This is a genomic window from Pandoraea fibrosis (genome assembly GCF_000807775.2).
GTDB lineage: Bacteria > Pseudomonadota > Gammaproteobacteria > Burkholderiales > Burkholderiaceae > Pandoraea > Pandoraea fibrosis.
Genome location: NZ_CP047385.1, coordinates 998,577 through 1,021,313, shown reverse-complemented (window position 1 = coordinate 1,021,313; position 22,737 = coordinate 998,577). Strand labels below are relative to the sequence as shown.

Genomic DNA, 22,737 nt, shown 5'->3' with positions numbered 1-22,737 from the left:
TCCGCGATGACACATGACAAAGGAGCTGCCATGCAAGAACCGAGTTTAGTGAACGATTCCGCCTTCCGACGAGAGTGGATCGTCAGGGGACGAAATTTTGGACAGGGTCAGGTGGAGGTCACCGTCACCCGATTCGACCGCTACATGGGCGCCCAGCGGCTTCACACCTTGCCGAAAGCCAAGCGCGGCGAATCCGAAAACTCGGAAGATAACCAAATGGCGGCGGCCAAACGGGCCAAGCAACAAGTCAGATTGCGTTGTAAGGCCATTGGCGCGGATCGCATGATTACGTTGACCTACCGGGAGAATATGCAGGACAAGGAGCGCCTGAAGCGTCATTTCGACGCTCTACGCCGCCGCTTGAACAAGATTCAGGACTTCCAGTACATCGCAGTTCCGGAACGTCAGAAACGGGGCGCGTGGCATCTACACATCGCGGTAAAGGGACGGCAGAACTACAGGGTGCTCCGCGCGATCTGGATATCCATCGTTGGCGAGGACAACGGCAACGTCAATGTGCGCAATCCGTTTCGTCAGAAAGGTCAACATCACAAGCTGGCGGCTTACCTCGGCAAATATCTGACCAAGGACTTTGCCGAGCACAAGATGAACGAGAAGCGCTATTGGTCGAGTCGTGGCATTACGATCCCCGAGCGAGATGCCATCGACCACATCTTGAGCGACGACCCGGTGAAGGCCATCGTGACTGCATTTGAAGCGGCTCAAGAGGCTGGCGCGAAGTTGGACAACTGCCAAGCATTTTGGAATCAGGGGCTCGGAAGCTTCTGGTTAGCAACGAAGGAGAACTGAATTGACTGCATCGCTTTTTCTCAGCGTCGAGGAACTGTCTGAATTGACGGGGCGACGGCGGCGAAACAACCAAGTCTTCGCACTTCGCTCTATGGGCATCGAACATCGGGTGAGGCCCGACGGCCATGTACTCGTGTTGCGAGCGCATGTGGAATCACTTCTTGGGGGACGCATGCCGGAAAAGTCATCGTCTGACTGGAACCCTGTTTGGAGCGTCGCCTGATGCCAGTTCCGCGCAAACCAGAAAATCGAGGTCTTCCGTCTCGATGGCGACACTATCACGGGGCTTATTACTACGAAGTCCCCCCTGGCATGGAGCTTCATTGGGATGGGAAAAAGAAGTTTCGTCTCGGCAAAACACTCCCGGAATCGTATCGGGTCTGGGCCGAACGTCTCGGAACCCTGGACAAGGCGAAGACCGTTGGCCAACTACTTGACCGTTATGCACTCGAAGTCGTCCCGACCAAAGCTCCCACTACGCAGACGCAAAACCAACTCGCAGTGAAGCAGCTACGCGAAAAATTTCACGATGCGCCGTTGGGTGGCATAAAACCGAGACACATTTACGCCTACGTAAATCTCCGTCGAAAGAAAGTGAAGCAACCCGACGGGAGCTTTAAGGAAGTTCCGGCAGTCACCGCAGCCCATAGAGAAATCGAAGTGCTGTCACATGCCTTTACCAAAGCAGTCGAATGGGGATACCTTGATCGCCACCCATTCAAATTCGAGGTCCGCCTAAAGGGCGAAGACGCACGGACACGCTATGTAGAGGACTGGGAGGTTGATGCGTGTATGTCTATCAAGCCCAAGCGGCCTCGTGGCGGCATTCGAATGGTCCAGGCCTACATTCGACTTAAGGGCATGACCGGCATGGCGCGCGGCGACTTGCTACGCCTTCAACCGGAGAGGCACTTTACCGACGATGGGATTCTGATCGAGCGAAACAAGACGGCCAAGAAGACGGGGAAACGAACGCTCTATCAATGGACCGAAGAACTGCGTCGTTGCGTGAGGGAGGCTATCGATGCCAGGTCGGCGCAGAACGCCACTCATCTATTCTGTAATCGCCGGGCAGAACCGTACATCAACGAACTGACTGGACGCGCAGGCGGATGGGACTCGCTTTGGCGCGATTTCATGGACAGAGTTCTTGAGGAAACGGACGTCTCCGAGCGATTTTCAGAGCACGACTTGCGTGCCAAAGCAGCAAGTGACGCAGAGACGCTGGAGCATGCTCAGGCGCTGCTATCGCACACGGATAGCCGGACCACGCGTCGCGTGTATCGCCGTAAAGCCGAGAAGGTGATGCCTTTGAAGTGAACTTTGCAGCCCGCTCTATTGCACACTCGCGCATCTATTGCACAAGCTGAGCGGGCACTTCGCTGCAAAGCCTTATGTATCCGTGGCGGAGAGAGGGGGATTCGAACCCCCGATAGGCTATTAACCTATACACGCTTTCCAGGCGTGCGACTTAAACCGCTCATCCATCTCTCCTGAAGAGTCGCGCATTATAGCAGGTCGGCGGCAACATCCCATACCCTTTCGCGTCGCCCACGTAAAATTTCTTCTCCGCACCCTCATCACGGACGCCTCAAGTGGTCCACCAGATGCCGGTCCCGCGCGCTCGGGCGTCCGCCCAGCAAGCTAAACGCGATCGCCACCGCAAACCCCACCGGCACCCCGAACGCCCCCGCCGAAATCGGGTCAACGCCCCACCAGCGGGACCCCACAAACCCCGTCAGCCTCGTGAAGAACGGATACGTCGTCACGATGTAGTACACGCATACCAACAACCCGCTCACCATCCCCGCCGTCGCACCCAGCCGTGTCGTGCGTTTCCAAAACACCCCCAGCACCAACGCCGGGAACAAACACGATGCTGCCAACGAAAATGCCGCCCCCACCAAAAATAAAATATTTCCCAGCTTCAGCGACGTCACATACGACGCAAACATCGCCACACACAACAACAAAATCTTCGATGTCGTCACCCGCTTCTGGCTCGACGCATTTCTATCCACCATGTGGAAATAGACGTCGTGCGACAACGCATTCGCAATCGTCAGCAACAATCCGTCCGCCGTCGACAACACCGCCGCCAACGCGCCCGCCGCCACCAATCCCGATATGACATACGGCAACCCAGCGATTTCCGGGCCCGCCAGCACCAACATGTCCGGCTGCATCCAGATTTCGCCCCATTGCACCACCCCATCACGATAAACGTCCGAGATGTCCAATTGCACCGGTGTCGCATGCCGCCATTGCGTCACCCATCCCGGTAGATTCTCGTAACGCGCCCCCGCCAGATGCAACAACACGTCGTACTTGAGCATCACCGCCAACGCTGGCGCACTCACATACAGCAGCGCCACAAAAAATAGCGTCCACCCCACCGAACTGCGCGCGCCCTGCACCGTCGCCGTCGTGCCATAGCGCGTCAAAATATGCGGCAAGCTCGCCGTGCCGATCATCAGACACAACATCAACAACAGGAAATTCAACCGCTGCGAGCTTCGTGTCGTATCGTCTCGCGCCGGGAACGGCTCCGTCATCGCATGCGGAGGCTCACTGCGCTCCACATACTGATTGCGCAATTCCAGCCACTGATTCTGCGCCTCACCAACATCGCGCGGAAACGCATCCAATTTCGTTTCCAACACCTTCACATCGCGCAACGGCCCATTCCGACGCTTCGTGTCCAGCAACTGCCGCTCCAGCTCCGCACGCTCGCTATAAAAGCTATCCGGCAATCCGTCCAGACGCCGCTGCATCTGCTCCGCCTGCTCACGGTAGTAGTCGCGCACCTCCCGCTCCGGCACCGACTGCTGAATCTCCCGCTCCAGCGCTTCAACCTTCGCCAACGCCTGGCCGTAGCTGAATTGCGGAAACCACCCGTTGCCCGTCTGATGACCAATCATCGCCGTCGGCACCAGAAACGCCGTGATCATGATGATGTACTGCGCCACTTGCGTCCAAGTCACGGCACGCATCCCGCCAAGGAACGAGCACACAAGAATGCCCGCCAACCCGAAGAAGATGCCAATGGTGAACTCAACCCCAATGAACCGCGACGCAATCAGCCCCACGCCCTGAATCTGCGCAACAAGGTAGACGAACGAACACAGAATCGTCGAGAAGACACCCAGCGCGCGCACCAGATTGCTGTCGTATCGCGTGCCAAGAAAGTCCGGCACCGTGTAACGACCCATCTTGCGCAAATACGGCGCGAGCAGGAACGCCACCAGACAATAGCCCCCCGTCCACCCCATGACGTAAGCCAGGCCGTCGTAACCGGACACGTACAGCGACCCCGCCAACCCCATGAACGACGCCGCACTCATCCAGTCCGCCGCACATGCCATACCGTTGAACATCGGCGGCACGCGTCGTCCCGCAACGTAGTACTCGGCCGCGTCCGATGTCCGCGAGATCAGGCCGATCACGGCATAGACGGCAATCGTCACGAAAAGGAAGGCGTAACCGATCCACACCCCCGGACCATTGACCCGCTCGAGCAGACCAATCATCAACACGAACGCAAGGAAACCCGCCGTGTAGTACAGGTAGTAGCGCATCAATCTGCGCGTGAAACTCATCGGTAGGTCGGCGCCGAAACGGCGCGAGAGGAAGCACTTCGTGAGGTCGCTGCCACCGCCGCGCGGCTCGGCCCGGCCCCATCAACGCCAAGGCCAAGGCTGTCGCGATGTGCATCGCGTAACGCATGCAGCTCACGGTGATAGCGCGCGTCGTTGCGACGCTGCAGCCACGCATAAATGACGATCAGACCGATATCGATCAGGATCGCCCCCTGCGCACCCATGTAAAACGGTAGCGGCCACCCGGCAAATCGCAGCGACGCCCATTCGCGCGCCCAGAATTGCGGCACGAACGTCACCCCGAAGCCGATCACCATCAGGACCGCCACCAGCCGCAACGTGCGCCGCCAATGGCGCGACGCGACAGCTGCCGCCGCCCCATGCCAGTCGACATCGGACGGCGACCCGCCGGACGCCAGGTCCGGCGGCGTCCCGCTGTTATCCACGCCGACACTCATGCTGTCAGTCGTGCCGGCCGCGCCGGTCTGCGAGCGATGCGCCATAGCAGGCCGGCGACCGTGCGCTTACTGCGCCTGCTTGAGCTGCTCCAGAATGGCCGGATTCTCAAGCGTGGACGTGTCCTGCGTGATCTCCTCGCCCTTCGCGATCACACGCAACAAACGACGCATGATCTTGCCCGAGCGTGTCTTCGGCAGGTTGTCCCCGAAACGGATGTCCTTCGGCTTGGCGATCGGCCCGATCTCCTTGCCCACCCAGTTACGCAGCTCGAGCGCCAGTTGCTTGGCCTCGTCCCCCGTCGGACGCGAACGCTTGAGCACCACGAATGCGACAATCGCCTCGCCCGTCGTGTCGTCCGGACGCCCCACCACCGCAGCCTCCGCCACGATGGGATTCGCCACCAGCGCCGACTCGATTTCCATCGTGCCCATGCGGTGACCCGAAACGTTCAGCACGTCGTCGATTCGCCCCATGATCGTGAAGTAACCGGTCTTGGCATCGCGAATCGAACCGTCACCCGCGAGGTAAATCTTGCCGCCCAGCTCCGACGGGAAGTAGCTCGTCTTGTAACGCTCCGGGTCGCCCCAGATCGTGCGAATCATCGCCGGCCACGCACGCTTGATCACCAGCATGCCGCCCTGACCGTTCGGCACGTCCTGCCCGGTCTCGTCAACGATCGCCACGGCAATGCCCGGCAGACCCAACGTGCACGATCCCGGCACCAACGGCGTGGCGCCCGGCAGCGGCGTGATGATATGACCGCCCGTCTCCGTCTGCCACCACGTATCGACGATCGGACAACGGGCGCCGCCAACGTTCTCGTAGTACCACATCCACGCTTCCGGATTGATCGGCTCACCGACCGACCCGAGAATGCGCAACGACGACAGGTCGTACTTCTTCGGATGCACGTCGGGCGTCTGCTCAGCCGCCTTGATCAGCGAACGGATCGCCGTCGGCGCGGTGTAGAACACCGTCACCTTGTGACGGCCGATCATGTCCCAGAAACGCCCCGCGTTCGGATACGTCGGCACGCCCTCGAACACCACCTGCGTCGCGCCCACGGCCAACGGGCCATAAGCAATGTACGTGTGGCCGGTGATCCAGCCGATGTCGGCCGTGCACCAGAAAACGTCGTCCGGCTTGATGTCGAACGTCCACTGCATGGTGAGCGACGCCCACAACAGGTAGCCACCGGTGCTGTGCTGCACCCCCTTCGGCTTGCCCGTCGAGCCCGACGTGTAGAGAATGAAAAGCGGATGCTCCGCGCCCACCCACTCGGGTTCGCACTGGTCCGACTGGCTGGCAACGAGGTCCTGCAACACTTCGTCGCGGCCCGCTTGCATGGTGACGTTGCCGCCGGTGCGACGGTAGACGATCACGGACTTCACATGGTCGCAACCGCCCATCGCGAGCGCTTCGTCGACGATGGACTTCAACGGCAGCGCCTTGCCGCCGCGCATCTGCTCGTCGGCGGTGACGATGGCGACGGCGCCGGCATCAATCACACGCTCGTTGAGCGACTTGGCCGAGAAACCGCCGAACACGACCGAGTGCGTTGCACCGATGCGGGCGCACGCCTGCATGGCGACCACGCCTTCGACCGACATCGGCATGTAGATGACCACGCGGTCACCCTTCTTCACACCCTTGGCCTTGAGCGCATTGGCGAAGCGATTCACGCGCGCGAGCAGGTCGCGATAGGTCACGGGCGTGACCGTACCGTCGTCAGCTTCGAAAAGAATGGCGTTCTTGTCGCCCAGACCCGCCTCGATCTGACGATCCAGACAGTTGTACGACGCGTTGATCTGACCGTCTTCGAACCACGTATAGAAGGGGGCGTTGGTCTCGTCGAGGACTTTGGTGAACGGCTTGTGCCAGGCCAGATTCTCGCGCGCCTGACGCGCCCAGAATCCCTCGTAATCCTTCTCGGCCTCAGCGCACAGCGCCTCATAGGCGGGCATGCCGGAGATGTTCGCTTTGGCGACCAGCGCCTGCGGCGGCGCGAAAACGCGCTGCTCCTGCAATACCGATTCAATTGCTGCCATGAGTTGTCCCCTCTTATGAATATGCAAACCGATTGCAATCAAGCCAAATCAAATCGCTAACGTCACATTAAGACGAGCGACTTACTAACGCCTTACACTGGTGCACGCAAGCTTCGTGTCCCACGTGCGGGACTCACGCGGACGCGTCACCGCATTGCAGCAGACTGTGGCGTATTCGCTACAATCCTACCCGCATCAACCCTATCTCGCCACCCCGGACTCGCCCGGAGCGCCCGTGAATTCGACATCTTCGCCTCAACCGCCCGCCGATATTCCCAGCGCGCCCTCGGCCACCGACCGCGTGTTCGCCCGCTTCCCAAGCTTCGCGCTGGCGCTGGCGATGACCTTTGTCGGGATCAACGTCGGCATCGGCAAGACCATGGTCGCCGTCATGCCCGTGGCCGCCTTCGCCCTGTGGCGCTTCGTGATCGCCGTCATCGCGCTCGCCCCGCGCTACCGGCCCTCGGCCATGCGGCGCGTCACGCGCGGCCAATGGTGGCACCTGTTCGTGCAGACGTTCTTCGGCACGTTCCTCTTCACCCTGCTCATGCTCTCGGGCGTTCGGATGACGACGGCCACGGCCGCCGGCGTTATCACCGCAACCCTGCCCGCCTGTGTGGCGCTGCTGTCGTGGGCCGTGCTGCGCGAGCATCCGTCGCGGCGCACACTGGTGAGCGTCGGGCTGGCGATTGCCGGCGTGGCCCTGCTGAACCTCTCTCGCGGCGACGCCCACGGCGCCGGCACCACCGAAGCGGGCAATGCGTGGCTTGGCAACGCGCTCGTGCTGGGCGCCGTCGTCTGCGAAGCGATCTACGTGATCGTCTCGAAACGACTCGCCGCCGAACTCTCCGCCATCGATATCTGCGCCTATACACACCTGATCGGCGGCGTACTGATGCTGCCGCTTGGCGTGGTGGGTCTGATGGCCGTGGACTACGCGTCGCTCACGCCCGGCCATTGGGCGCTCATCGTCTGGTACGGCCTCGCTGCGAGCGTGTTCTCGTTCTTCCTGTGGATGCGCGGCATTCGGCACGTCAGCGCTCAACTCGCCGGGGTATTCACCGCCATGGTGCCCGTGGCCGCCACGGCTTACGGCGTGATCTTCCTGGGTGAGCGACTGACGCTCGCTCAGGGCGCCGCGCTGGCCCTGACGGTGGCCGGGATCGTGCTCGCGGCGCTGCCGTCCGCCGGTACGCGCAAGACGCTATTGCCGGCCCGGGACTGAATCGGACGCGGCATGCCGGACAAGACGTTGTAAAATGCCCGCCATGCCGATTTTGCGACGCGCAATCCGTGACATACCTGCGGTAAGCCCGTTGCCCGGTGGTTTCGCAGTTGCTTTGCGTATTTGATAACTACAGCCTGTGGTCGATACCGCAGGCCAATGTCTCCACTCCGTCAAAATAGCCATGTCGACTCCCGGCCGCTCATCCGACGCGCCGCGGCGCCCCCTGCGCCCCCTGCCCCGCGTCATTTTCTTCAGCCGCTGGCTCCAACTGCCGCTGTATCTGGGCCTGATTGCCGCACAAGGCGTCTACGTCTACAAGTTTCTGGTCGAACTCTGGCACCTGATCTCGCACGCCACGACGTTCGACGAAACGCAGATCATGCTCGTCGTGCTCGGTCTGATCGACGTGGTGATGATCTCGAACCTGCTCATCATGGTGATCATCGGCGGCTATGAGACGTTCGTCTCCCGCCTCGGTGTCGAAGGCCATCCGGACGAACCGGAATGGCTCGATCACGTGAACGCCGGCGTGCTCAAGGTGAAGCTGTCGATGGCGCTCATCAGCATCTCGTCGATTCATCTGCTCAAGACGTTCATCGATGCGTCTCAGCAAACGCCGCACACCATCATGTGGCAAGTGATCATTCACTGCGCCTTTCTGCTTTCTGCCGTTGTCATGGCCGTCGTCAACAAGATGACGAACGATAGCCACGCCCCGGCATACGCTACCCCGCAGCACGTCATTACCCCTACCAGTCCCCACTAAGTCGAGAGCCGTTTCATGTCTACCGTCATTAAAGAAGACGACGTCATTCAGAGCGTCGCCGGTGCCCTGCAGTACATCAGCTACTACCATCCGGACGATTACATTCAGGCCCTGGGCCGTGCCTATGAGGCCGAGCAAAGCCCCGCGGCCAAGGACGCCATCGCGCAAATTCTGACCAACAGCCGCATGTGCGCCGAAGGCCGCCGTCCGCTGTGTCAGGACACCGGTATCGTGACCGTGTTCGTGAAGGTCGGCATGAACGTGCGCTGGGACGCCAAGCGCAGCCTCACCGACATGATCAACGAAGGTGTGCGTCAGGCTTACATGCACCCGGACAACGTGCTGCGCGCCTCGATCGTGGCGCCGCCCGAAGCCGGCCGCAAGAACACGAAGGACAACACGCCCGCCGTCATCCACTACGAAATCGTGGAAGGCGATAAGGTCGATATCACGGTCGCAGCCAAGGGCGGCGGTTCGGAAAACAAGTCGAAGTTCGTCATGCTCAACCCGTCCGACTCGATCGTCGACTGGGTGGTGAAGACGGTGCCGACGATGGGCGCCGGCTGGTGCCCGCCGGGCATGCTCGGCATCGGTATCGGCGGCACGGCGGAAAAGGCCATGGTGCTCGCCAAGGAATCGCTCATGGACCCGATCGACATCCATGACGTGATCAAGCGCGGCCCGCAAAACTGGAACGAAGAGCTGCGTATCGAGCTGTTCGAGAAGGTCAATGCGCTGGGTATCGGCGCACAAGGTCTCGGCGGTCTGGCTACGGTGCTCGACGTGAAGATCCTCGACTACCCGACGCACGCAGCATCGAAGCCGGTCGCCATGATCCCGAACTGTGCGGCAACGCGTCATGCGCACTTCACGCTGGACGGCTCGGGCCCGTCGTTCCTCGCCGCACCGTCGCTCGACGCATGGCCGAACGTGCACTGGGCGCCGAACACCGAGACGAGCAAGCGCGTCGATCTCGACACGCTCACGCCGGAAGAAATCACGAGCTGGAAGCCGGGCCAGACTCTGCTGCTCTCGGGCAAGATGCTCACCGGTCGCGACGCCGCCCACAAGCGCATCGCCGACATGATCGCCAAGGGCGAACCGCTGCCGGTCGACTTCAAGGGACGTGCGATTTACTACGTCGGCCCGGTCGATCCTGTACGCGACGAAGTCGTCGGCCCGGCCGGTCCGACCACGTCCACCCGCATGGACAAGTTCACCGACATGATGCTGTCGAAGACGGGCCTCGCCGTCATGATCGGCAAGTCGGAACGTGGCCCGGCCGCCATCGAAGCCATCAAGCAGCACAAGGCTGCGTACCTGATGGCCGTCGGCGGCGCCGCGTATCTCGTCTCCAAGGCGATTCGCGCCGCCCGCGTGTTGGCGTTCGACGACCTCGGCATGGAAGCGATCTACGAATTCGACGTCAAGGACATGCCCGTGACCGTGGCCGTCGATTCGACCGGCGTGTCGGTGCACCAGACCGGCCCGAAGGAATGGCAAGCCAAGATCGGCAAGATTCCGGTCGCTGCCGAGTAATTCGACGGTTCCCGTCGACACAGGAGGTCAGGCTGCACGAGCCCCGTCAACGGTCTCGTCAGCCCGAAGGACAAAGCCCGGCATCGTCCGGGCTTTTTTTTCGCCCTCGCGATGTCGCCTCGTGCGACGTCGATGTCATATTGCGCGGCGAGAATGGATCGTATTTCCATTCGCACCTCGGTTCACGAAAAGCCTTGTGGAGCTTGGCTTTCCGGGCTTTTCGAGCTACTCTTCAACCGCTTGCAAATTGCATGAAAAAACAGGGATCCGAAATGAAAGGCGACAAGAAAGTCCTCGAACTCCTCAACAAGCAGCTCACGAACGAGCTGACGGCGATCAACCAGTACTTTCTGCACGCCCGGATGTACAAGCATTGGGGGCTCGACAAACTCGGCAAGCACGAATACGACGAGTCCATCGGCGAGATGAAGCACGCCGACAAGCTGATCGAACGCATCTTCATGCTCGACGGCCTGCCCAACCTGCAAGATCTGCACAAGTTGCTCATCGGTGAGGACACCCTCGAAATCCTGAAGTGCGACCTGAAGCTTGAGAACATCTCGCAGCAGACCTGCAAGGAAGGTATCGCGCATTGCGAAAGCGCGAAGGATTTCGTCTCGCGTGAAATCTTCAACGAGATCCTGCACGACACCGAAGAGCACATCGACTGGCTCGAAACGCAGATCGACCTGATCGACAAGGTCGGTCTCCAGAACTACCAGCAGTCGGGCATGGCGTCGTTCGAATAATAAGCTCGTCACACCCCACAAGACACATAACGGGCGCTACGCCGGGCCAGTATCGGCCGGCAAGGTTTGCGCTAAAATTTCGGGGCCGGCATTTGCCGGCCCTTTTTCATTTGCCATGCCCTCCAACGCGCCGATTGGCGTCTTCGATTCCGGCCTCGGTGGCCTGTCGGTCCTTCAGGCCATACGCGCTCTGCTCCCTCACGAGTCGCTGCTCTACGTGGCCGACTCACGCTTCGCACCGTATGGCGAGCGCCCCGATACGTTCATCGAACAGCGCAGCCTCGCGATTGGCCGGTGGTTGCGCGCGAATGACGCCAAGGCGCTCGTCGTGGCCTGCAATACCGCTACGGCGCATGGCGTTGCCGCGCTGCGCGCCGACGCGCCGTGGCCGGTCATCGGTGTCGAGCCCGGCATCAAGCCCGCCGCCGCCGTATCGCGCAGTGGCGTGATCGGCGTGCTCGCCACGGCCGCAACGTTACGAAGCGCCCGATTCGCGGATCTGCTGGCGCGTCACACGGCGCAAGGGCAGCGTTTCCTTTGCCAACCGGGCCACGGGCTCGTGGAACGCATCGAAGCCGGCGACGTCGATTCCCCTGCGGTCATGGCGCTCCTGGACAAGTTCATCGAGCCGATGATGGCGCAAGGGGCCGATACGCTCGTGCTCGGCTGTACCCATTACCCCTTCCTGATTCCCGCCATTGAACGGCGCTTCGGCACAACCCTGACGCTCATCGACACCGGGGCCGCCATCGCCCGCCAGCTTCAACGGCGTCTTGAAACCGATGGGCTGCATGCCACCTCCCCGATCGGCGCGCACGGCGACCTCCAGTTGATGACGACCGCCAACGCCGATGCCCTCCAAACGATGGCCGATCGACTCCTGCCCAACGCCCCGCGCGTACAAACGGTCGAGATTGCCGGCATCGCGCCGCATGGCCCGGCCTGTCTGGATTTGCCGCCGGACCTTCCCATCATTCCCGCCTAAGACCACCGACGTATATCCCTGTGCGGACTATGGGATAGGTCGATGGGGCTTGCAAAACGCCATGACTTAAATAATAATTATTCTCATTAGTGTTACATTTTGACGTTTTCACCATGATCGTCTGTGTCTGCAAATCCGTCTCCGAGCGCCAGATCAAGGCCTGTCTCGACGCCGGCGCCTCCACGATGGAAGATCTTCAGATCGACCTCGGCGTCGCGCTTTGCTGCGGCAAGTGCGGGCCGTACGTTCAGGAGATGGTCTCGGGTGCCACGCCATGCTGCGGCCGCTCATGCGGTGGCTGCTGCCAGTCGGCCCAGGCAGATCACGTCGAGACCTCGACCGAAGTCGTGGTCATGACGCGCGAACTTGCCCTGGCGGCATAATCGACGTCAACGCAATGGCGAAGACCATATTCGCCTCGTCGCATCTGTTTCGATTTCACTGTCGTGACCGGCGTCCTTTCGGTTCACGATGGTTACGGAGCCAGCCAGGCGTCTAGCGGCGTCATGCGCCAGCCAGCGATTCGTCACCCTGGAGGTGTCAGATGGAACTCCTGATTGGCTTTGTTTCGACGTTATGTTTGTCGTTTTTCCTGTTTCGAAGGTGAGTTCAGGCAGGGTTTTCAACTCACTGCGTTCGCCGACCGCGCCCCTTGGCGCGGTTTTCCTTTGATCGCACGTCCGGCCATCCCGAACTCCGAGGTTTCGCACACTGCGCTTCACTCACCGTTCATCGCCGCAATTTAGCGTACCCTAGCCGTTATCATGTCGACCGCCGTGCCCCCATCTGGCCTTGCGCTCACGCAGATCCGAGATCCGCTGACGTCGCCGCGCGCCATCGCGATCGCGGCCGCGATCGTCGTCCTCCACATTGCCGCTCTGGTCGGTCTGTCGCACCTGCGCAACGACCCCGAGAAGGCAACGATCGAACCGACGACGTTTACCGCCACGATCATTCCGCTCACACCGGCGCCGACCCCGCCCCAACCCGCGCCGCCCAAACCGCAGCCGGAACCGCCAAAGCCGAAGGTCACGCCACCGCCGCCCAAGCCGCGCGAGCAACCGAAGAACGCCATTACTCAAAAGGCCGAACCGGTCGCGCCGCCGCAGCAGCAAGTCGAACCGGTGCAAAACGCCGCGCCGACGCCCCCGGCGCCGCCTGCACCGGCGCCCGCCCCCGCACCGTCGGGACCGATCGAAGGGCTTGCCGTCAAATGCGACGAACCCCGCGTGGTCTACCCTACGCAGTCACGTCGCGTTGGCGAGGAAGGCACCGTCACGTTGCGTCTCGTGATCGACACCCGCGGGGTGGTCTCGAGCGCCAATGTCACCAAGTCGAGCGGCTTCCCCCGCCTCGATCAGGCCGCCCGCACCGCCGCATTGGCGATGCGCTGCGCGCCCCCGATGCAAAACGGCCGTGCGGTGGAAGCCGCGGCGACCAAACCGTTTAATTTCAATCTGAACGATTAACGTAACGATTTACGAACTGGATCTCCCGAGGAACGCAAAATGCAAGAGTATGGTTTGAGCCACGTCTGGGCGCAGGGCGATTTCGTCACCCGTGCGATCGCGATCGTGCTGTTGGTGATGTCGGTGCTGTCCTGGACGGTCATCATCATCAAGGGCACGCAAGTCTTCCGCCTGAGCCGCCTGACGCGCTCCGCCGAGCCGGATTTCTGGCACTCGGAGAACTTTTCCGCCGGTTTGCAGAAACTGGGCGAATCGGGTCAGAACAACCCGTTCCTCGCACTGGCACTGGCCGGTCAGGACGCCGCCGAACATCACCGCCAAAGCCAGCCGCATCTGCATGACAAGATGGACGTGAGCGACTGGATCACGCGCGCCCTGAAGAACTCGGTGGACGACACAGTTTCACGTCTGCAAAGCGGCCTGGCCATGCTCGCCTCGATCGGTTCGACCTCGCCGTTCGTCGGCCTGTTCGGCACGGTGTGGGGGATCTATCACGCCCTGCTCGCCATCGGTGCCTCGGGTCAGACGACCATCGACAAGGTGGCCGGCCCCGTGGGCGAGGCGCTCATCATGACCGCCTTCGGTCTGTTCGTCGCCATCCCGGCCGTGCTCGGCTTCAACGCCCTGACGCGTGCCAACAAGGGCATCGTCTCGAAGCTCAATCGTTTCGCACACAGCCTGCACGGTTACTTCCTGACCGGCGCCAGCCTGCACTCGACGCAGTTCGCGACCAACGTTACGCCGGTGCGCAAGTCCACCCCGGCCAGCGCCAGCTAAGCGGCCACGCAAGAGAAGGAGTTCGCTATGGCTATGGGTTCATACAGCAGCGACGACGGTGCCGATGACGCCATGATGAGCGAGATCAACATGACGCCGCTCGTCGACGTCATGCTGGTGCTGCTGATCATCTTCATCGTGACGCTGCCGGTGCTCAATCACTCGGTCAAGCTCGACTTGCCGCAGGCGAGCAGCCAGCCCGAAGACACCAAACCGGCCAAGATCGATCTGTCGATTCAGGCCGACGGCACTGTTTTCTGGGACAAGCAGGCCATCGACGACGCCACGCTCAAGGCGCGTCTGGCACAAGCGGCCGAAGCGCAGCCGCAACCGGAACTGCATCTGTTCGCCGACAAGAACGTGCGTTACGAGAGCGTCGCCAAGGTGCTCTCGGAGGCGCAGACGGCCGGCGTGACCAAACTCGGTTTCGTGACCGAGCCGGTCACCAAGTAAGCCAGTCCGGTCGATTCACGTTTCGCAGAAGGGAAGCGCGGTGCTCGTCACCGCGCTTTTTTTGTCCCGACGATTCGCAAACTGCGTCGCCACCCCGCGCTTGCCCGATATTGTTCCAATCGGGTAACAATCCTTCCTGTGTTACGGGCTACTCCCGGTGCCATCTGCCCCGATATAGTTGGGGCATGACATTGGACGCAAGACGTCATCTCGACGCCCGTCCCTACAGGAGATTTCCCCATGAGCACCCCCTACGCCCGCCCGGTCGCCCGCATCTTTACGGCAGCGCAAACGCAGGAAGGCGCCGGCTTTTACGTGAATCGTCCGTTCCCGACCCGTATGCTGGCGGACTTCGATCCGTTTCTGCTGCTCGACGAGATGGGGCCCATGCAGGTGGCCCCCGGCGACGCCAAGGGCGCGCCCGATCACCCGCACCGTGGCTTCGAGACCGTGACCTACCTGCTTGCCGGTGAGATGGAGCATCGCGACTCGCAAGGCCACGCAGGCAAGCTCACGCCTGGCGACGTGCAGTGGATGACGGCGGGCGCCGGCGTGATTCACTCCGAAATGCCTTCGGCAGCCTTCCAGCAGCGTGGCGGCGAAATGCACGGCTTCCAGTTGTGGGTGAACTTGCCGCGCACGGACAAGATGATGACGCCGCGCTATCAGGAACTGCCTGCCGCAGGCATCCCGAGCGCGACGAGCGACGACGGCAAAGTCTCGGTGCGTGTCATCGCCGGCGAGGCGCTTGGCACACGCGCGGCCATCGAGACACGCACGCCGATTCTTTACCAGCATTTCACGTTGCAACCGCAAGCCCTGCTCGAGCATCCGGTGCCTGCGGACTTCAATGTGTTCGCCTACGTGATCGACGGCGAAGGGCATTTCGGTGCCGACGCCTCGCCCGCCAAGACGCATCAGATGGTCGTCTTCGGCAACGAAGGCGAAGGCATCACGGTGCGCAACGATAGCGACAAACCGCTCTCGTTCCTGTTGATCGGTGGCAAGCCGCTGGGTGAGCCGGTGGCCCGTTACGGCCCGTTCGTCATGAACACGGAAGGCGAGATCCGTCAGGCGATTCTCGACTTCCAGGCGGGCCGCATGGGACGCATTCCCGCCTCGGGTTCCGCCGCCTGAGCATGCGCTGGCGGGTCGACGCCCGCCGTTCGCACCGGCCCGGCGAAATTGGGTCACAATGGCACGCAGAGTGCGTTGTGGCCCGATCTCATCGCCGGGCCGTTCTTGTCATCTCTCGACATGTTCCACTTCGTGCATTGAGCCCTTACAGGAGCTGCCATGGCCGCAGACGCGATTGTCACCGCCCATCTGGGCGCCGCAGGTTTCACCACCCATCTCTCTGACGGCAAGCACGAATGGAGCGCCGACGAGCCTGCAACGCTCGGCGGCGCCGACCTGGGCCCCGCCCCGGCGGCATTGTTGCTCTCCAGTCTCGGTGCGTGCACGTCAATCACGTTGCAGATGTATGCACGCCGTAAAGAGTGGCCGCTCAAGGACGTGAAGGTGACACTGGCGATGAACCCGGACGGCAAACCGCCTGCCGGGACGACGCAGATCACGCGCAAGATCGAACTGGCGGGCGATTTGTCGGAGGAACAGCGTCAGCGCCTCTTGGAAATTGCCAATGCGTGCCCAATTCACAAGGTATTGTCGGGCACCATTGCCATCGAGAGTGCATTGGTCGAGTAATATCCGGCGCGTTGCTGGCGTGCTATTGCTGCTCACTGGCAGTCATCGATTGAAGGGGAGATTTTCTTGCAGTACGAACACCTGATCGAGGTCAACGACCTCCTGAATCCGCTGGCCTTCGCGCTGACGCGCGATCAACTCTGGCGTGGCCTCGTGCTGCGCGCCGAACAGCCGGAATCTTTCGTGCTGGGACTCGACAAGTGCATCGTGCACGAGCGCACAGACGACACGCTCACCCGTGAGCTGCGTTTTGGCGAAGCCATCGTGCATGACCGGGTCGTGTTCGATCCCCTCCAGTCCGTTCGTTATGAAACGGCGGCGACCGAGCAGCACGCGGGGGGCACCCTTACGATGCGTATCGAAGAGCCGACGCCGACGCACTACTTCGTTCGCTTCACCTACAGCACTACGCTGCAGGAAGATGCCGCCACGGCCGACACACGTTACAGCGAGTTTGTGAAATCCGCGTACCGCGAGGCGGACATCGATACGATCGGGCAGATCCGGGCGCTCGCCGAGCAAGGCGCACTGGGCTGAACCACCTCAGGCAAGCCCCAGCCAGTCGTTTGCCGGACCATGAGGCTTAGCGTCCGGCAAATCACCGCTTAGCGGAAAACTATTCAATCAAAGACAACAATAGCCAAATTCAAATATAAATGGGAATGATTCTCATTTAAGATTCATCTCACAGTCAGCCACACGGATGAGCGAGATGACCGCAAGCCACACCACTGCCCGCCAGACCCAGCCTGCTACCGCGCCGCGCCGCACCCTGTCGGTGTCGCGCACGCAAGTGGCCAGCCCGGCGGCAGACAAGCCGGCCAGCCACGCCACAGGCCGTGTGTTGACCAGCGATCACCTGCTGCAAGGCACGCAGTGCGTGAACATCCTGCACAACGGACAGACGTATCAGCTACGCGCCACCCGTTACGGCAAGTTGATTCTGACGAAGTAAGGCACCCAAGCCATCACGAATTTTGGCGGCGGCATGACCACGACCGTGCCGTCACCTTCACCGAGTTTTGTGGGGACCACCTCGCCTAAGAGGTGTTTGGCAGTAGCCAGCGAACGCAACGCGATCCCATATAGTTACGGCAAGCCCCTCTCTACCTGCGTTGCGCGCCAGCCAAGCCACTTTTTTTGTCCATCCCCTCGGGTTTCATTGATGTTCTCCTCGTGGCCCGGCCTGCCAAGCCTCAGGTAGGGCCATCCGGCCTGACAAGCCTTTGACCCGTCCTCGCGGACGGGTTTTTCTTTTGGCGCGCCCGAAAAAAAACATCGCCGAATGTCATCGGCGATGTTTTTGTCTTTCCGGCGCAGGGCAAAGATCCGGAGCCCCGGACGCCCTGGCGCATCGATCGTTCGATCAGCCGCCGGTCACGGTCGCAATGCCGGCGCGTGCGATCTGTGCGTCTTGCGCCGACTTCACACCGGACACGCCCACCGCACCAATGACGTTGCCGTCGACGACGATGGGCACGCCGCCCTCGAGCATCGCCGTGTTCGGCGCGCTCAGAAATGCGAAGCGCCCGCCGTTGATCATCTCTTCGAACGCACCGCTTTCGCGACGGCCGACGGCCGACGTCTGCGCTTTGCCCAGCGACATCATGGCGGTGCTGGGGGCAGCGCCGTCCATGCGATACAGCGACAGGGCATGGCCACCGTCGTCGACGATCGTGATGCACACGTTCCAGCCGTTGGCGGTCGCTTCGGCCACAGCGGCGGCGTTGATCTTCTGCACGTCTTCAACGCTCAGGACTGCTTTCGTCTTCATACGTCTCTCTCGTTTTAGGGTTGGCAAATCAGGAAGCCTCGCGAACGCGGGACTCCGGAGCATCAATCTTCTGCCTACGATGCCGGGGCTTCGTGACATTTTGCGGATGCCGCGCGGGTCAGTGCCCCACCGCCAGGCCCATCCACTCACGCAAGGCCTGATGCGTGGTGCGCAGGCCGCCGACGGTCGGCCACCAGCCCGGCACGATATCCGGCTCGAACGCGTTCGCGTTGCAGCACGGTGCGGGTACCACCGTGAGTCCGGCACGTTCGAACTGATCGCGGGCACGGCGCATATGCCATGTGCTCGTGACCAGATAGATGCGCGATACGCCGGAGTTCGTCAGCATATGCGCGCTAAAAGCGGCGTTTTGCGCCGTGTTCAATGATTGAGCCTCGACCCAGCGCACTGGCACCCCCAGCTCGTCCGTCGCAATTTCCGCCATCACACGGGCTTCGACGGCCTCGCCTGTCGGGCTGCCTCCGGAGACGAGTACCGGCAACTGCGCTCGACGTGCAAGGAACGCGCCGTAGCGCAAGCGGGCAAGTGTGGCATCGCTGATGTCTGCGCCATTGGCACGGCCATATTCCGGCCCGTGAAGGTTCGCCCCACCGCCGAGAATCACCACGGCCTGCGGCAGCTTCGCAGCAGCCCCCGGCGCCTGACGGGCGGCGTCGACCGCCTTGAGGTCGACAAGGGTTCCGACCTCCAGCGGATGGGCCAATTGCCGGCCGAACCAGGGCATCGCCTGCACCCAGAGCGCCAGCATGGCGACCGCCGCCAGCGTCTTGCCAACACGCGGCCAGCGACGCCAGACCACGAACGCAAGCCCTGCGAGCACCAGCACATTGACCGGTGGCAGAAACAGGCTGACGAGAAGGTTGCGGGCGAGCCAATCGAAGGGCATCCGGCGAGTGTACTGGACTGCACCAAGGAGTGCACCCCTTTCTCTATGACCATTCCCGCGCGATAGGGGAAACGATGCGCCTGTGTGAGAAAAACACGTGACGCCGTGCCGACGGAGGCTGGCGCATCACGAGCAAAAACGCCCGTGCGAGCGCACGGGCGTGAAGGGAAACCAGAGACAGGCCAAGTTCAGGCCAGCAAGCTGCGCAGCATCCACGCGTTTTTCTCATGCAACTGCATGCGTTGCGTGAGCAGGTCGGCGGTCGGCTCGTCCGATGCCGCATCGACGATCGGGAAGATGCCGCGCGCAGTGCGCGTGACCGCTTCCTGCCCTTCGACCAGTTGACGGATCATCTCCTCAGCGGCCGGCACGCCGTCCGCCTCGGGAATCGACGAAAGCTTCGCGAACTCCTTGTAGGTTCCCGGTGCCGGGTAGCCCAGTGCGCGAATCCGCTCGGCAATCTGATCGACGGCCAGCGCCAGTTCGTTGTACTGCCCTTCGAACATCAGATGCAGCGTGTTGAACATCGGACCGGTGACGTTCCAATGAAAGTTGTGCGTCTTCAGGTAGAGCGTGTAGGTGTCGGCCAGCAGATGGCTCAGACCCTCCACAATATGCTTGCGATCCTTGTCGCTGATGCCGATGTTCACGCTGGCCACGTTGCTTTTCTTTGCCATGATGTTGACTCCGTTTGCTATGGTGCCCCCTTCATACATGGGGGGAACCCTGTCATGAAAATGTCGGCGGAGGCCGACGCGTGCCCCGCACCTCCGTACTTTCCTCGAGACGTTCAATCCGCCATTCCGGGTACACTGCGCGCATACCCGCCGCGACTGCGGCGCAGCAGAGTCCGCCAACCGCCTGCCGATGCCCACCCATCCCGCCGGAACATCCCGCGTGAGCGCCCTCGTCAACGACACCTCGAACCCCGCTCAACTCGCCCTGCCCCGCCAGCTTCTGGTCACGCCCGACGTCGCATCGCGTGCGCAGATCGCCACGTTTTCGTCGCAGCTCGCACAAGCGCTCGCGCGCGGCACGCGCCTCGTACAGCTTCGCAATCGATCCCTCGATGCCGACGGCTATCGTGCGCTGGCAGAGAGTGCGCTGGCGTTGACGCATGCCGCCGGGGCACAACTCATCCTCAACCCGCCGCACGACGTTGCTGACCTCTGGCTCGACGCCGCGAACGGTGTTCACGCCGGCACCGTGCCGCAGGCCGATGGCTGGCACCTGACCAGCGATCGGCTGATGGCCAGTCACGCACGCCCCGCGGGCTGGAAGCTAATAAGCGCCGCCTGTCACAACGCCGCGCAACTCGCCCATGCCACGGCGTTGGGACTCGACTTCGTCACGCTCTCCCCCGTACTTGCCACCGCCACGCACCCCGACGCGACACCGCTCGGCTGGCCCGCATTCACCGCACTTGCTGCGCAAACCTCGCTGCCGGTCTTCGCCCTCGGCGGCATGCGCGCCGACACGCTCATGAGCGCTCGTCATGCTGGCGCCTACGGTATTGCGGCGATCCGTGCCTTCTGGCCAGCGGCCTGACGTATTCCGTATCCGATCTCGCGTTCGCCACGATTCGCGAGCGCCAGCCGCAACGCCTGCACGGGGACGGTGTTACCCGTCCCCGCCAACTTCGCCAAGCGTCGTGTTACGACATCCGTGCGTTACTTCAGCAACGCCTGACGTGCTGCGATCACCCCTTGCGCATACGCCGGATCGATCTTGGCGAAGTGACCGATCTGACGCTCGGCGACGTCGTCGGGCACGCCCTGCATTGCGGCGGCGATATTGCCGAACAACCGCGACTTCTGCGCATCGTCGAACAGATGGAACAAGGCACGCGGCTGCGAGTAGTAGTCGTCATCCTCGCGGTGATCGAAGCGATCGGCCACGGCACCCACGGCTTGCGGCGGCTCACGGAATTCCGGCTGCTCGGCAAACGCGCCGTAGCGATTCGGTTCGTAGTTCGGCGTGCTGCCCAGATTGCCGTCCACGCGCATCGCGCCATCCCGATGGAAGCTGTTGTGGAACGGGCATTTCGGCGCATTGACCGGAATCGCGCTGTGGTTCACGCCCAGTCGATAGCGCTGCGTGTCGCCGTAAGAGAACAGGCGTCCCTGCAACATGCGATCCGGCGAGAAGCCGATGCCCGGCACCACGTTGGCCGGATTGAAGGCCGCTTGCTCGACGTCGGCAAAGTAGTTCTCCGGGTTGCGGTTCAGCTCCAGCACGCCTACGTCGATCAACGGGTAGTCCGCATGCGGCCACACTTTCGTCAGATCGAACGGGTTGATGCGATAGGTCTCGGCCTCTGCCTCGGGCATCACCTGCACCTGCATGCGCCAGCGCGGGAAGTCGCCCGCCTCGATCGACGCGAACAGATCACGCTGCGCACTCTCCCGATCCCCCGCCACGACCTCTGCCGCCTGCGCGTTCGTGAGGTTCTCGACACCCTGCATCGACTTGAAGTGAAACTTCACCCAGAAGCGTTCGTTCGCGGCGTTGATGAAGCTGAACGTATGCGAACCGAAGCCGTGCTGCTGACGATAGTTCGCCGGCAAGCCGCGATCGCTCATCAGAATCGTTACCTGATGGAGCGACTCGGGGTGACGCGACCAAAAGTCCCATGCGGCCGTCGGATTGCGCAGGTTCGTCTTCGGATCGCGCTTTTGCGTGTGGATGAAGTCGGGGAACTTGAGCGGATCGCGCACGAAGAACACCGGCGTGTTGTTGCCTACGAGATCCCAGTTCCCCTCGTCGGTGTAGAACTTCAGGGCGAAACCGCGCACATCGCGTTCGGCATCGGCCGCGCCGCGCTCACCGGCGACCGTGGAGAAACGGAGGAAGACCGGCGTTTCCTTGCCGACCGCCTCGAACACGCGAGCCCGACTGAACTTCGTAATGTCGTGTGTGATGGTGAGCTTGCCGAAGGCGCCCGACCCCTTCGCATGCACACGACGCTCCGGAATGACCTCGCGGTCGAAATGGGCGAGTTTCTCGAGAAACCACACGTCTTGCAGCAGCGCCGGGCCCCGGGGGCCGGCCGTCATCGTGTTCTGGTTATCGGGCACCGGTGCACCGGCGGCAGTAGTGAGTTTTTTCGTTTCTGACATGTGACGCTCTCCTGTTTCCTGATCGGGCAATCTCGCGAGACTCAGGCGCTCATGAGCGCGAAGTCGGCGAGTATGGGTTTCAGCGTGGTTTCGATGTCGTGCAAATAGGCCTTCAGTTGGGTCATCGTCGGCACCTCGAATGCGTCGTGCTGCGGGGGCAGCGATCATCGTCTGAAGGACCCTCATCGCTTGGGCGGGGCGGTTTCAAACGAGTGACTCAAGATTAATTATTTTTATTAAAACGGTCGAATTAATCGTTTTTATATATTTAATAGGCAAAAGCAATACGCCGCGGCACAAGGCAGCGGCGTATGGCGAATTCAGGGATCTCGGGACGGGGTCGCCCCG

At 61.8% G+C, this 22,737-nt stretch carries 24 protein-coding genes and 1 tRNA gene; 17 read left to right on the top strand and 8 right to left on the bottom strand.

The features are described from left to right. The first annotated feature begins 30 nt into the window (after positions 1-30). The 3 genes from PI93_RS04545 to PI93_RS04535 all read left to right on the top strand — a co-directional run bounded on the left by PI93_RS04545 (position 31) and on the right by PI93_RS04535 (position 2,130). Entirely contained in the window at positions 31-810 is a 780-nt protein-coding gene (locus tag PI93_RS04545; RefSeq protein ID WP_039374593.1) for a rolling circle replication-associated protein, read from the top strand. Between the two features lies 1 nt (position 811). Beyond that, on the top strand, positions 812-1,033 hold the full coding sequence (locus PI93_RS04540) for a DUF4224 domain-containing protein (RefSeq protein WP_072632887.1): 222 nt from the start codon (positions 812-814) through the stop codon (positions 1,031-1,033). 89 nt (positions 1,034-1,122) lie between these two features. Next, positions 1,123-2,130, top strand: a complete 1,008-nt coding sequence (locus PI93_RS04535; RefSeq protein ID WP_236105730.1) for a site-specific integrase — start codon at positions 1,123-1,125, stop codon at positions 2,128-2,130. Positions 2,131-2,213: 83 nt separating this feature from the next. On the opposite strand, the gene PI93_RS04530 is transcribed toward PI93_RS04535, so the two are convergent. The 4 genes from PI93_RS04530 to acs form a co-directional block, all read right to left on the bottom strand. Continuing rightward, positions 2,214-2,304 (bottom strand) — tRNA-Ser (locus tag PI93_RS04530). Positions 2,305-2,390: 86 nt separating this feature from the next. Next, positions 2,391-4,409: a sodium:solute symporter family protein gene (locus PI93_RS04525; RefSeq protein WP_039374517.1), complete on the bottom strand. Its 2,019-nt coding sequence runs from the start codon at positions 4,407-4,409 to the stop codon at positions 2,391-2,393. Then, a complete protein-coding gene (locus PI93_RS04520) occupies positions 4,406-4,912 on the bottom strand; it encodes a DUF4212 domain-containing protein (protein ID WP_052241020.1) in 507 nt (168 codons plus the stop codon). Before PI93_RS04520 ends, PI93_RS04525 begins: the two co-directional genes overlap by 4 nt. Before the next feature lie 21 nt (positions 4,913-4,933). Then, a complete protein-coding gene (gene acs / locus PI93_RS04515; RefSeq protein WP_039374519.1) occupies positions 4,934-6,916 on the bottom strand; it encodes an acetate--CoA ligase in 1,983 nt (660 codons plus the stop codon). A gap of 340 nt (positions 6,917-7,256) precedes the next feature. Between acs and PI93_RS04510 the strand changes: the two genes are divergently transcribed. From PI93_RS04510 to hemP, 13 genes are all read left to right on the top strand, one after another. Beyond that, positions 7,257-8,141, top strand: coding sequence for a DMT family transporter (locus PI93_RS04510; RefSeq protein ID WP_052241029.1), 885 nt, complete (start codon positions 7,257-7,259; stop codon positions 8,139-8,141). 184 nt (positions 8,142-8,325) lie between these two features. Then, entirely contained in the window at positions 8,326-8,910 is a 585-nt protein-coding gene (locus PI93_RS04505; RefSeq protein ID WP_039374520.1) for a TIGR00645 family protein, read from the top strand. A 15-nt stretch (positions 8,911-8,925) separates the two neighbouring features. Further along, a complete protein-coding gene (locus tag PI93_RS04500; RefSeq protein WP_039374521.1) occupies positions 8,926-10,449 on the top strand; it encodes a fumarate hydratase in 1,524 nt (507 codons plus the stop codon). Between the two features lie 272 nt (positions 10,450-10,721). Continuing rightward, positions 10,722-11,198: a bacterioferritin gene (gene bfr / locus PI93_RS04495; RefSeq protein ID WP_039374523.1), complete on the top strand. Its 477-nt coding sequence runs from the start codon at positions 10,722-10,724 to the stop codon at positions 11,196-11,198. Positions 11,199-11,313: 115 nt separating this feature from the next. Beyond that, positions 11,314-12,183 (top strand): glutamate racemase, encoded by an 870-nt coding sequence (gene murI, locus PI93_RS04490; protein WP_039374524.1) that lies wholly within the window; start codon positions 11,314-11,316, stop codon positions 12,181-12,183. 113 nt (positions 12,184-12,296) lie between these two features. Continuing rightward, the gene (locus tag PI93_RS04485; protein ID WP_039374525.1) at positions 12,297-12,566 is read left to right on the top strand and encodes a (2Fe-2S)-binding protein; all 270 of its coding nucleotides are present in this window, start codon (positions 12,297-12,299) and stop codon (positions 12,564-12,566) included. Between the two features lie 381 nt (positions 12,567-12,947). Then, on the top strand, positions 12,948-13,652 hold the full coding sequence (locus tag PI93_RS04480) for an energy transducer TonB (RefSeq protein ID WP_052241021.1): 705 nt from the start codon (positions 12,948-12,950) through the stop codon (positions 13,650-13,652). A gap of 39 nt (positions 13,653-13,691) precedes the next feature. Then, positions 13,692-14,429, top strand: coding sequence for a MotA/TolQ/ExbB proton channel family protein (locus PI93_RS04475; protein WP_039374527.1), 738 nt, complete (start codon positions 13,692-13,694; stop codon positions 14,427-14,429). 27 nt (positions 14,430-14,456) lie between these two features. Next, a complete protein-coding gene (locus PI93_RS04470; protein WP_039374528.1) occupies positions 14,457-14,882 on the top strand; it encodes an ExbD/TolR family protein in 426 nt (141 codons plus the stop codon). Between the two features lie 240 nt (positions 14,883-15,122). After that, the gene (locus PI93_RS04465; protein WP_039374530.1) at positions 15,123-16,019 is read left to right on the top strand and encodes a pirin family protein; all 897 of its coding nucleotides are present in this window, start codon (positions 15,123-15,125) and stop codon (positions 16,017-16,019) included. Positions 16,020-16,178: 159 nt separating this feature from the next. Continuing rightward, complete coding sequence (locus PI93_RS04460) at positions 16,179-16,589, top strand: OsmC family protein (protein WP_039374531.1); 411 nt, start codon at positions 16,179-16,181, stop codon at positions 16,587-16,589. Positions 16,590-16,655: 66 nt separating this feature from the next. After that, the gene (locus PI93_RS04455; RefSeq protein WP_080759430.1) at positions 16,656-17,126 is read left to right on the top strand and encodes an SRPBCC family protein; all 471 of its coding nucleotides are present in this window, start codon (positions 16,656-16,658) and stop codon (positions 17,124-17,126) included. A 166-nt stretch (positions 17,127-17,292) separates the two neighbouring features. Continuing rightward, on the top strand, positions 17,293-17,544 hold the full coding sequence (gene hemP, locus PI93_RS04450) for a hemin uptake protein HemP (RefSeq protein WP_039374535.1): 252 nt from the start codon (positions 17,293-17,295) through the stop codon (positions 17,542-17,544). Between the two features lie 411 nt (positions 17,545-17,955). On the opposite strand, the gene PI93_RS04445 is transcribed toward hemP, so the two are convergent. From PI93_RS04445 to PI93_RS04435, 3 genes are all read right to left on the bottom strand, one after another. After that, a complete protein-coding gene (locus tag PI93_RS04445) occupies positions 17,956-18,363 on the bottom strand; it encodes a GlcG/HbpS family heme-binding protein (RefSeq protein WP_039374537.1) in 408 nt (135 codons plus the stop codon). A 118-nt stretch (positions 18,364-18,481) separates the two neighbouring features. Then, entirely contained in the window at positions 18,482-19,270 is a 789-nt protein-coding gene (locus PI93_RS04440) for a YdcF family protein (protein WP_039374538.1), read from the bottom strand. A 188-nt stretch (positions 19,271-19,458) separates the two neighbouring features. Continuing rightward, entirely contained in the window at positions 19,459-19,947 is a 489-nt protein-coding gene (locus PI93_RS04435) for a Dps family protein (RefSeq protein ID WP_039374540.1), read from the bottom strand. 220 nt (positions 19,948-20,167) lie between these two features. Between PI93_RS04435 and PI93_RS04430 the strand changes: the two genes are divergently transcribed. Next, entirely contained in the window at positions 20,168-20,818 is a 651-nt protein-coding gene (locus PI93_RS04430) for a thiamine phosphate synthase (protein ID WP_236105729.1), read from the top strand. A gap of 122 nt (positions 20,819-20,940) precedes the next feature. On the opposite strand, the gene PI93_RS04425 is transcribed toward PI93_RS04430, so the two are convergent. After that, positions 20,941-22,389 carry a catalase gene (locus PI93_RS04425; protein ID WP_039374542.1) on the bottom strand — a complete coding sequence of 483 codons (1,449 nt, stop codon included), beginning with the start codon at positions 22,387-22,389 and terminating at the stop codon, positions 20,941-20,943. Positions 22,390-22,737: the final 348 nt, after the last annotated feature.

Excerpts from the sequence above, each read along its gene's own strand:
- PI93_RS04545 (WP_039374593.1), top strand. The coding sequence starts at position 31 with ATGCAAGAACCGAGTTTAGTGAACGATTCCGCCTTCCGACGAGAGTGG.
- PI93_RS04535 (WP_236105730.1), top strand. The coding sequence starts at position 1,123 with ATGGAGCTTCATTGGGATGGGAAAAAGAAGTTTCGTCTCGGCAAAACA.
- PI93_RS04525 (WP_039374517.1), bottom strand. The coding sequence starts at position 4,409 with ATGAGTTTCACGCGCAGATTGATGCGCTACTACCTGTACTACACGGCG.
- PI93_RS04520 (WP_052241020.1), bottom strand. The coding sequence starts at position 4,912 with ATGGCGCATCGCTCGCAGACCGGCGCGGCCGGCACGACTGACAGCATG.
- acs (WP_039374519.1), bottom strand. The coding sequence starts at position 6,916 with ATGGCAGCAATTGAATCGGTATTGCAGGAGCAGCGCGTTTTCGCGCCG.
- PI93_RS04510 (WP_052241029.1), top strand. The coding sequence starts at position 7,257 with ATGACCTTTGTCGGGATCAACGTCGGCATCGGCAAGACCATGGTCGCC.
- PI93_RS04505 (WP_039374520.1), top strand. The coding sequence starts at position 8,326 with ATGTCGACTCCCGGCCGCTCATCCGACGCGCCGCGGCGCCCCCTGCGC.
- PI93_RS04500 (WP_039374521.1), top strand. The coding sequence starts at position 8,926 with ATGTCTACCGTCATTAAAGAAGACGACGTCATTCAGAGCGTCGCCGGT.
- bfr (WP_039374523.1), top strand. The coding sequence starts at position 10,722 with ATGAAAGGCGACAAGAAAGTCCTCGAACTCCTCAACAAGCAGCTCACG.
- murI (WP_039374524.1), top strand. The coding sequence starts at position 11,314 with ATGCCCTCCAACGCGCCGATTGGCGTCTTCGATTCCGGCCTCGGTGGC.
- PI93_RS04485 (WP_039374525.1), top strand. The coding sequence starts at position 12,297 with ATGATCGTCTGTGTCTGCAAATCCGTCTCCGAGCGCCAGATCAAGGCC.
- PI93_RS04480 (WP_052241021.1), top strand. The coding sequence starts at position 12,948 with ATGTCGACCGCCGTGCCCCCATCTGGCCTTGCGCTCACGCAGATCCGA.
- PI93_RS04475 (WP_039374527.1), top strand. The coding sequence starts at position 13,692 with ATGCAAGAGTATGGTTTGAGCCACGTCTGGGCGCAGGGCGATTTCGTC.
- PI93_RS04470 (WP_039374528.1), top strand. The coding sequence starts at position 14,457 with ATGGCTATGGGTTCATACAGCAGCGACGACGGTGCCGATGACGCCATG.
- PI93_RS04465 (WP_039374530.1), top strand. The coding sequence starts at position 15,123 with ATGAGCACCCCCTACGCCCGCCCGGTCGCCCGCATCTTTACGGCAGCG.
- PI93_RS04460 (WP_039374531.1), top strand. The coding sequence starts at position 16,179 with ATGGCCGCAGACGCGATTGTCACCGCCCATCTGGGCGCCGCAGGTTTC.
- hemP (WP_039374535.1), top strand. The coding sequence starts at position 17,293 with ATGAGCGAGATGACCGCAAGCCACACCACTGCCCGCCAGACCCAGCCT.
- PI93_RS04445 (WP_039374537.1), bottom strand. The coding sequence starts at position 18,363 with ATGAAGACGAAAGCAGTCCTGAGCGTTGAAGACGTGCAGAAGATCAAC.
- PI93_RS04440 (WP_039374538.1), bottom strand. The coding sequence starts at position 19,270 with ATGCCCTTCGATTGGCTCGCCCGCAACCTTCTCGTCAGCCTGTTTCTG.
- PI93_RS04435 (WP_039374540.1), bottom strand. The coding sequence starts at position 19,947 with ATGGCAAAGAAAAGCAACGTGGCCAGCGTGAACATCGGCATCAGCGAC.
- PI93_RS04425 (WP_039374542.1), bottom strand. The coding sequence starts at position 22,389 with ATGTCAGAAACGAAAAAACTCACTACTGCCGCCGGTGCACCGGTGCCC.